The sequence below is a fragment of the Streptomyces sp. NPDC111802 genome (genome assembly GCF_055634335.1).
The window spans coordinates 1-9,129 of record NZ_JBVKCZ010000103.1; the positions used below are offsets into that span (position 1 = coordinate 1).

Here is a 9,129-nt window from a genome sequence, read left to right on the forward strand (position 1 = left end):
GACCGCCTGCGGCGTCACCCCCAGCGCCTCCGCGACCTTGCTCTGCCGCATCCCCTGTTCGAATAAATCAGCTGCCTGCATACGCCGCTGTTCCAGCTCAACTGGACTCAAGAACTTGCGTGTTCCGGTCCCCATACACCCGGTATGCCGAACACGGCCAGAACATCAAACACGACGTCAAAGATCAGTACTCCCCCGCCCCCACGCCACCGCCCCTGGAAAGCCCATGGCCGACCCCGAACTCCACCGCATCCGGCGACGCGTCGATCACCGTGGTCGACGCCTCCCCCGAGGACAACACCCCCACCGACGTCCCCTACGTCCACATCGAGGACCAGAACGAAGGACCCGTTCTGTTGCTCGTCGAGGTGAACAACGGCGGCGAGCACGAGCACCCGCGCCCCTCGTCCGACGGAGCAGCGGCATGAACCCCGACCACGCCTACGCCACCGCCCGCCAGCTGATCGACCCCGACGCCGACTACACCATCCACATCCGCCCCGACACCGGCTGGACACAGCCCACCGACCCCGACTACCGGGAACTCCCTGGCCTGGACGTCCTGCTGGCCGCCCGCAGGGTGCTGTGTACCCGGCCCGCTGGTCACGTGGAAAGCACCAGCCCCGACACCCTGGACATCCGCACCGGCGACGGTCGGCTCTGGCTGCGCTTCACTACAGCATCACCGAGTACGGGCCAGGTCCCCGGCGTGCCAGCTCCCGGCGACGTCTTCGGCCGCCCAGAGGATTGTCCTTCTGGCCCACCTCACCAAGCCCACTCGGGCCGTGCAGGAACCTGGCCCCTCCGCGTGCGGCTGAGCCGTTCAGAGCGCCGAGGTGTTCCGGCTGTAGACGTTCAGGTGCCCTACTGCCACCAGCCAGAGCCCGGTCGCCGCCAGACATAGTGTTGCTGCCGTATGGCTCCCCCCAGTGTCCACTGCACGCGCCACACAACCACTGCCCCCTCGGGCTCTCTACCTCCTTGAATTCTCCATAGGAATGTTCTCAAGCAGTGTCATCGAATAGCCCAGTTACGACGGGTTTTCGATATCGACCGGAGACGGCTGGTCGTCGAGAATTGCCTCATGCAGCTAGCTTGGGACGGAGTTTCAACATCAGGTCCCTTTGAACTCCGCGATACTGGTACGCCGACAATGCACCTAGTGATTGACGTACCACACAAGTGAGCACTCGCCTCGGCTCTGGTTCATTGAACGATTCGTTCCGGGCGGCATTTACCTTCTGCCTTTCCCGCGCGCTTACCACTGGCGATTCGCTTTCCCCTAACAACACATAGTCTGGCACTGCTCCTACACTTCGTACTCGCCGCCTATTGCCGACACAGGCTCATTCCACCTCCACAGCTCGCGCACTGACTGCTAGGGCTTTGCCAATCAACTCGCCCCTGTAGGCATGCTTGTAGGTATGAGTGTAGGTGCGTAGGGATCTCTGTAGGTATCTCTGTAGGGATGCTCGTACCTCTGTAGGTTTCGATTGATGTAGCCAGGCCAGTCGTCTCTCCACCTCACACGCTCTTCCGGCGATAGCTACTGCACCTACATCTGCTGTTGTCCACTATCAACTCGCCCACCTGCGAGTATGTTGCTTCCTGCGCGTCGATCTGCCCGTTACATGCTTCGAGTGCATCCTGCTCGAACTTTCCGCGCCTTGGCACGTCCGCCCCTGTCACTCTGCCTGCACGCGCACCACGTCCCTTTTGCACTATCTAGATGCATGACCTCTTGTCGCCGCCTGCGCACCCCCCTGCCTGCGCGGCAGTTCCTCAAGCTCCGCGGCCTTGGTACTGGCGTCGACTCGGCACACCGCAAGACCCGCGACACGCCCCGCGCTATGCCACAACACCAACACTCGTCGCATCTTCCTGTTATGGTCGCCCGTGTCGCGTCGTGACACGGACTGCAGACATCCAGTGCACGAAGCACGCCCCCAATGTCCGTAATAGCCAGCAGAGCGCACTCATGATGCAGCAAATGACAAGTACCGTCACTCAGATACACCTGAAGCGCGTGACACGACGCGACAGTCACCCCGCCGTCTCCCGCAGCCACCCTCTCTCCCAACTCCGGAGGCCCTCGCGATGACCACAACCCTTCCGAGCGACATCGAAGTCGCCGACGAGGCATCGCTCCCGGCGCCGGTGGTGCTTGCCATCGCCACTCAGAAGGGCGGCGTGGGCAAGACCACCACTACGGTGAATTTGGGCGCACGCCTCTCCATGGCCGGCTACAACGTCCTAATTGTTGATCTTGAGCCCCAGGCGCAAGCTGGAACTGCGCTCGGCATCACGCTCGGCGGCCATGAGGATGAGGCTGCGAACGAAGCGGAGCTCCAGCGGTCCCTCGGCTACATCCTGCAGATGGCTCTCCAGAAGTTCCCGCGTCCGCATCTCAAGCAGGCGATGTTCGACCGCACCGACGAGGTACTGGGAGACTTCGAAGGTCACGGTCAGCTCTGCGTCCTTGCCTCGGAAGAGGCATCCATGTCAGCGGCGCAGAACGCCTTCGTGACGAAGCCCTACAAGGAGATCGTCACCCTTCGGCACCTCTTGCTCCAGGAGGCACGGGGCTTCCACTTTGTCCTCATCGACACACCGCCGGCCGTATCCCACCTCAACGCAGTGGCGCTGGCGGCCGCTGACTTCGTGGTAACCGTCTGCATCCCGGAGTACCAGTCCATCAAGGGCGCCCTGGTTCTGAGCGCAGCCACGCAGGCGATCGCAACGAACACCCAGGGGGTCTGCGAGCCGCAGCTTCTCGGCGCTCTACTCAATCGCTCCAACCCGGAGTCTGCGTGGACGGCTCAAGACGTGGATATCCGGAACGCGATGATTGGTGACGGCATCAACGCCGAGCCAGGACGGGGCCTCTTTCCGTTCGTTACAGATGTGCGACGCGACGTCCGCATCTCGGAGTCCTACATCCACGGTCGGCCCGCCGTAACGCGGTTCCCGAATCACTCGTGTGGCAAGCAGTACACGGGCGTCGTGGAGGAGATCCTGGACCGCATCCAACTGCCGCGCCAGAAGTGGACCATCGCCGATCCGGTCCTCGTCGAGGAGAACGTCGATGCCTGAGGAAGAGACCTCCGGAGCGGAGCGCAAGCCCAAGAAGAGGACGGCGAAGAAGGTCGCGGGTCTCAGGCCTCGTCCAGACTTGCTCAGCAATCCCGCCCTGTCGGGTGCGGCAAGCGTGGCGGCCCGCTCGGTCCTGGGCCAGGGTGCCGGAGTTCAGCCAGTACAGCCTGTCCAGGTTCCGGCCTCAGCCGCACACGACGCCATTGCCGTACCTGCCCCCAGCACACCTTTTGACTCGCAGGACGCGGCTGAGGCGGTTGCGCCGGACACGACGCAGACGCCCGCCGAGGACCAGGCGTTGAGCGAGGGAGCGGAATCCGGCTCCGGCACGCTTCTGTCGGTCTCCGCCACGGATGTGCAACCCAGCCAACCGGCACGACCGGATCTCGGTGATCTTTCATCTCCAGACACTGCTAGCTCTGGAGCATCACACGGAAAGACCTCGCATGCCTACCAAGGCCTACCCGACGACGGGGAGGCCCCTGACCAGCACCTCGTTGCTCATGACGGCGAGCAGCCGGGACCAGGGGAGGAGGGGGCCACAGCCGAGACGTCTGAGGCTGACCCAAGAGCGGGGGGAGCAGCACCTTCATCAGGGTCCCGGCGAAAGCGTTCTGTCTCCACCCGCCAGGGCTCCACGGTAGGGCCCGCACACACGGCACTGCTCAAGTCATGGCGTAACAGCAGGGTGGACCTCAAGCTCCGTCGGGACGCCTGGCAAACGCATCCGTTCCGCTTCGCGGCGGACTTGGTGACACAGCTCAGCAAGCGGGTGGCGCAAGATTGTTCGTCTTCCGGCAAGTCGCTGACGGCTGCGCAGTATGTCGACGCTGCAATGAGCCGGTATCTGCCGGCGACCATAGAGGAGCAGTTGGCGCTCGCCGAGGAGTTCCTTCTCTCTCGTGAGACGGACGTGGGCACGGGGAAGCAGGCCAGCCATCGGGTCAGCCCTGAGGTCTATGCCGTCGCAGCGCCCCTTGCCAATGATCTCCGGGAAGCAGGGCACGCGCGCATCGCCGTTCACGTCTACTCAGGGGCCCTTGACAGCTTCCTCCGCGATCTCGAATCAGAAGGGCCGCTCGGGAAGTAGGGCAGAGGCACCCCGTCGGATCCGTGGAGGCGCCGACCACAGCGATGTGGTCGGCGCCTCCGCATTTCTGCCTGCCCTTCCGTGAGCAGAGACAGTCGGCGTGCAGTTGAGTAGGCGCCTTCGTAGTTACATCAGTAGTTCTATAGGGATGTCTGTAGCGATGTCTGTAGCGATGCCTGTAGGGATCTTGGTGCGCTCCTATGTTCGTATCGTTCGGCCCTTTTGAGCGCCTCGACTATGACGCGACGCGACACGCAAACAGCTCGGCATAACCGAACAACTCGGACGAACGCCCAGGCGGGAGCGAAGAATCGAGGGGGAATGGTGTCGCGTCGTGACACGAGAACGGGCCGCAATGCGCTACGGTGATCCACAGCCTGAAGGACACACACTGGAGACGCCTTGTCCGCCTACGTGCAGCCGGCCGTTCTCGCGAGCACGGCCAACGTCAACCGCTCCTGGGTGACCAAGGCCGCCCAGCTCGGCCTCGTGAACTCAAGTGCGCTCGACGGGGAAGACGTCATTGTCGTACGCGTGTTCGCTTTTGTGGATCAGCTCGTCTGGCCGGGCAAGAAGCGCTCTCGCAGCGAAGCTCGGGCGATGGAGCCCTGGGTGTCGCTTGCGGTCAACGCAGCGCGAGATGCAGCACGTGACACTGCCACCAAGTTGGACTCAATCCTGTGGATCACCCCTGAGGGCGTTGAGGTAACCAACGATTTCGGTGCCCACACGGGATTTGTCCTCGCGCACCAGCGGTCCAACTTCGTCGCAGTCCCGATCGGCGAATGGATCGCTGAACTTCCACCGAACCTCGAAACCATCTTCCACTGGCCGCGCAAGATCTTGGACACCACGATCACTGTCCAAGACACGGAGATCGCTCTCCTGGCCTTCAGCACCATTCCCCAACAGGTCACGGTGTTTGCCACATCAAACACCGCATTCAACGAGGCCACGTACCAGAAGGTGCAGCAGCATGTGTCGTCGCAGCACCCTGGCTCAGCGATCCGAATCATCGAGCACCAAACGAAGGGTGCACAGTCTCGTTGGTCCGAGCTCTATGGCCTTCCGGACGGTGGGCTCATTCGACGCCCTGTGGACGACATAAGCCTCCGCAACGAGTACGGGCCCCAACTCAAGCACTTTGGTCGGCGTCCTGACCGGGAAACCAAGTGACTCGCCGGGCATCCCGTCGAGAAGCCAGCAGCCGGAGTCGACCGCGAAGCAATGGCTTCCGGAACGCTCCGCTGAGAAACGCCCTGCGGGGGCTCATGTAGCAGGACGGCCCGGGATCTGCGGTCCCGGGCCACTGCTGTTGTCGAGGAGGTGAGGCACAACCGACATCCCTAGCTGAATCGCGTCGCATGCCCGGCTGTTCTGCTACGGCCTAGCGGGCCGGGTGGCGATGACGGATGTCCTTGTACCTCCTCGACTGGAGCAGATCATAGCTACCCGTACGAGGGTCGGCTCAGTCATGCCTGAAGCAGGCGGAAGCCTACCCAAGAAGTCCAAAACTGCAGGGCGAGCGCCGTCGATCACTGACGTTTCGTCAGTGTCTCCGCGCCTGCCCGACCGACCGGGTACGGCCCTGCAACTGGGGCGCGGCATGCAGTTCCGGCTGTTGACGGCCGTCCGCGCTCTGCTTGCCGATCCCAGGCTCGTCGGCCGCAAGGATGTTGTGCGTCTCGGCACCCTCGTGCTGATGGCGAAGGCCAGCCACGGAAGCTGCCGCGTTGAGATCACGGCACGGGAGCTGGGTCGCTGGCTCGGGGTGTCGGAGTCGACCGTCGACCACGAAGTACTCGGCGTTCTCCGTGACGTTGATGCCGTCGCTGCACGTGTGCTGCGGGGCGGCGACGGTCTGCCGACCGGTGTCGAGTATCGGGTGCAAGCGCTGTGGGAGGACCGGAACAACGTCGGGGCACCTTTGGCGTTGACGAAGGCCGAGTTGGCGACGCTGCTGCGGTTCCTGGAGGAGTTGTTCGCTCCGGGTTGGGGTGAGCAGTGCGCCACGCCTCCTGGTCTGTTGGTTAAGAAGGGGCGGCGGGGGAGGGGTGCGGCCTCCGATCGGCTGGCACTGGTTCTGCTGGCCTTGCATGCGCGGCCGGACGGGCGGGTCCCGTTGGTCGGTGGCCCGTTGGCGAAGACGGTGGCTCGGCACGGTCGGGCGGCGGTGACGCTGGCGCGGATGCTGCGGTGCCGTGCGTCGGTGGCCGCGACGGTGCTGGGTCGGCTCGTGGCAGCGGAAGCGGTGACAGTCGCGCCGGGTCGACTCGTGGTCCCGGCGGTGGCGGCCGCGCATGGGTCCGCGGCCGCGGTCCGGGACGCTGCCGAGCTCGAGGGTTCCGCATCTTCTGATCCGGCGTCTGCCGGTGATGCGGCGCGCTGCGTTCGGTGTGCCGGGCACGAACAGGCCGATGTCCTTGTGGTGGAGGGGGATGGGTGGCGGCAGCTGTCCTGGGATGACCTGGAGGGCGTCGAGGAGGGTTCCGGAACTGCACCCAGGGATCTCGACGGTTCTGGGAGCGATCTTTTCGCATGTCAGACCGTCTTTGAGACGGTCGAGGCGAGTCGTGCTGCTGCAGACCCTCACACCGAACACGCTGTGGTGGCTGATGTACGTGGTGAAGGTGCTGGAGGTCTCGGGTTTTCCGGCGAAGCCGCATCGGGGTACTGCCGTCAGCCGGTCCGCGCCTGCGAGGGCGGGAACTCCCCGGCGCCGGAGGATGGTGTCCAGGGTGACGTGACGGTCGTCGTCGGCGGGGCTCGCCCGCTTCGCGGGGAGAAGCCTGATCTGCTGCTGGCGGAGCGGGAGTCGGGTTCGCCGGCCGCGGCGTCATCGCTTCAGGCGTGGCGGGATGCGTCGGCGGGGCCGCCGCCGGCGTGGGCTCAGCTGCCCAAGGGGCTGGAGCGTGCGCTGGAGCCGGTGGCCGTGGTGTGGGGCCGGCTGGACCGGCAGACGACGCGGCGGTACGTCACGAAGGTGGTCCGGGCGCGGCTCGGCGAGATCTCGGGGGCGTGCGGTCCGCAGGTGGACGCTCAGCGGATTCTGCGGGAGCGGCTCAAGCGCCGGTTGACCGAGCAGGGCACGGGACCGGTCACCGACCCGGTGGGCTGGCTGGTCGGCCGTGCTCTGCCGCGCCGGGCCCTGTGTCCCGACGGCCGGTGCGACGACGGACGGCGGATGGACACCCGGGCCGACTGCGCCGCCTGCCAGATGCTGGCCCTGGACGCACGGGCGCTGCGCTCCCGCGCCTTCGCCAAGACGACAACAGCACTGGCCGGCGGCCGGGTTGACCGGCCGGTGTTCGAGGCGGAGCTGAACGCGTGCTGGCAGCGCGAGGCCGCCGCCACCGCGGTACGCCGCGAGCAGGCCGTCCAGGAGCGGCACGCCCGTAAACGGGTGTGGGCAGAGCAGCGGGCCCGGCACTCGGCCCAGGAGGCCACCCGACAGGCGCTTGCCTGCACGGTCTGCGGGAAGCCGGAGACAGCCGGTCTGTGCGGCCGGTGCCGCGACGAGCGCCGCGTCGAGGAACTGGTGGCCGAAGCCGTCGACGTGGCGGTCGCCACCTGGGGCATGGCCGACGAGGAGCACCGGCTTGATGCTGTTCACAGGACCGAGCAGGACATGCGCGGCGCCGTCGACCAGGCGGTGACGGACCTGCTCGCCGCGGGCGGAGGCGTCTTCGCCGAGGCGGTGGCACTCGCGGCGCGGCTGGCCGCGGAACTGCAACTGAGCGCACTGCAGCGCCGGGCCGTGAACCGGTTCGCCTACCAGCCGCAGGCCCAGGCCGAGTACGAGAAGGTCTTCGCCACCGAGATGCGGCGCAGCCACCTCCACGACAGCCTCGACGACGCCCGCGAAGCCGCTGAAGAGGCCGCCCAGACGGCCCGGTTCAATACGGCGCACGCGCTCCTGGACGAACGGCTGCGTACGCTGCGGGCCGCCCGGCCGTCGGCCGAGGCGGATGCCGAACCGGACGGGTACACGCAGGCGGCCGCTCAGGTCCGTGGCCTGATCCGCCCCGCGCCGCCGGAGCACGCCGTGTCCGTAACGCGATCCCCGGACTTGCCGGTAGGTGGCAGCGGGGCGCTGGCGGGGGAGGGGGCATGAGCCGTCCCGTACGCGCCATCGCGCACCGGCCGACTCGGCGGCCGTCGTTGACCGAGTGGGTGCAAGGGCTGCCGGGTCTGTCGGCGCGGGCGCGCCGGCTGCTGCTGGAGGGCGACACCGAACGCCTGTACGCGGGCAGGACGGCCGCCGATTCCGGCTACCGACTGACGATGGCCTTGGCGGTCGAGGTCTCCCAGCCCGGCAGGGAGGGGACCCTCGCGCAGTGGTGGGAGGCCCAGGTGCTGCGCCCAACGGCGGGCGGCGCCTGGGCGCGGTCGCTGCGCTCGCGCAAGGGGGAGCGGTACGCCGAAAGGCAAGCTCGCCGGGATGCTCGACAAGGCGCGGGCGTTCGTGGGCACTTCGGACGCGATCGTGTGCCGGGCCGATGCCATGGTGGCGATCGCCCGCCTGCGGGCCGCTGTGGAAGCCGTCGTGTGGCCGGGGCCCGGTGGCGGCACCGACCTGAAGAACCTCACCGCGCGGTTGCAGCTGGCCGAACAGGCCGGCGGGCTTGAGCACGAGGTGTCGGCACGGCAGCTGGCCGAGCTGATGGGCTGCGCCCGCTCGAGGTCGCCAGGGCGGCGATCACGGTGCGAATCGTGGGCTGCCGGGCGACCATCGCCGCCCGCGCCGCTGACAGATCCGCTTCCGCACCCGTCGGCGTGGCTCCGCCAACCGGGCTCGCGGTGCGCGCCGGCGCCTGGTCGTCGGCGGCGGGACAGGTGTCCAGAGGGCGTTACTGACTTCGGCGCTTCAAGGTGATGGTGGTGGGAGGTCGAGGGAGAGTCCGGTCCCGGCGATGAAGCCGTCGAGGACGTGGGGCCGGTACTGC

The 9,129-nt window shown here is 66.5% G+C and carries 8 protein-coding genes; 6 read left to right on the forward strand and 2 right to left on the reverse strand.

Going from position 1 to position 9,129, the window contains the following annotated elements; genetic code table 11:
- Positions 1 to 135 (reverse strand): helix-turn-helix domain-containing protein (locus ACZ7NC_RS43220; RefSeq protein WP_471497462.1); only part of this gene is annotated, 135 nt, incomplete at its 3' end.
- Here ACZ7NC_RS43220 and ACZ7NC_RS43225 point away from each other — a divergent pair.
- From ACZ7NC_RS43225 to ACZ7NC_RS43250, 6 genes are all read left to right on the forward strand, one after another.
- Positions 120 to 428, forward strand: a complete 309-nt coding sequence (locus ACZ7NC_RS43225) for a hypothetical protein (protein WP_471497449.1) — start codon at positions 120 to 122, stop codon at positions 426 to 428. The genes ACZ7NC_RS43220 and ACZ7NC_RS43225 overlap by 16 nt on opposite strands.
- Positions 425 to 904 (forward strand): hypothetical protein, encoded by a 480-nt coding sequence (locus ACZ7NC_RS43230; RefSeq protein ID WP_471497452.1) that lies wholly within the window; start codon positions 425 to 427, stop codon positions 902 to 904. Before ACZ7NC_RS43225 ends, ACZ7NC_RS43230 begins: the two co-directional genes overlap by 4 nt.
- A 1,193-nt stretch (positions 905 to 2,097) precedes the next feature.
- The gene (locus tag ACZ7NC_RS43235; RefSeq protein WP_356584295.1) at positions 2,098 to 3,093 is read left to right on the forward strand and encodes a ParA family protein; all 996 of its coding nucleotides are present in this window, start codon (positions 2,098 to 2,100) and stop codon (positions 3,091 to 3,093) included.
- 688 nt (positions 3,094 to 3,781) lie between these two features.
- The gene (locus ACZ7NC_RS43240) at positions 3,782 to 4,183 is read left to right on the forward strand and encodes a hypothetical protein (protein ID WP_471497455.1); all 402 of its coding nucleotides are present in this window, start codon (positions 3,782 to 3,784) and stop codon (positions 4,181 to 4,183) included.
- 402 nt (positions 4,184 to 4,585) lie between these two features.
- Positions 4,586 to 5,359 carry a hypothetical protein gene (locus tag ACZ7NC_RS43245; RefSeq protein WP_053760154.1) on the forward strand — a complete coding sequence of 258 codons (774 nt, stop codon included), beginning with the start codon at positions 4,586 to 4,588 and terminating at the stop codon, positions 5,357 to 5,359.
- 1,567 nt (positions 5,360 to 6,926) lie between these two features.
- Positions 6,927 to 8,297: a hypothetical protein gene (locus ACZ7NC_RS43250; protein ID WP_471497457.1), complete on the forward strand. Its 1,371-nt coding sequence runs from the start codon at positions 6,927 to 6,929 to the stop codon at positions 8,295 to 8,297.
- A gap of 157 nt (positions 8,298 to 8,454) precedes the next feature.
- Here ACZ7NC_RS43250 and ACZ7NC_RS43255 read toward each other — a convergent pair whose 3' ends face one another.
- Positions 8,455 to 8,589 (reverse strand): hypothetical protein, encoded by a 135-nt coding sequence (locus ACZ7NC_RS43255; protein WP_471497460.1) that lies wholly within the window; start codon positions 8,587 to 8,589, stop codon positions 8,455 to 8,457.
- Positions 8,590 to 9,129 lie beyond the last annotated feature (540 nt).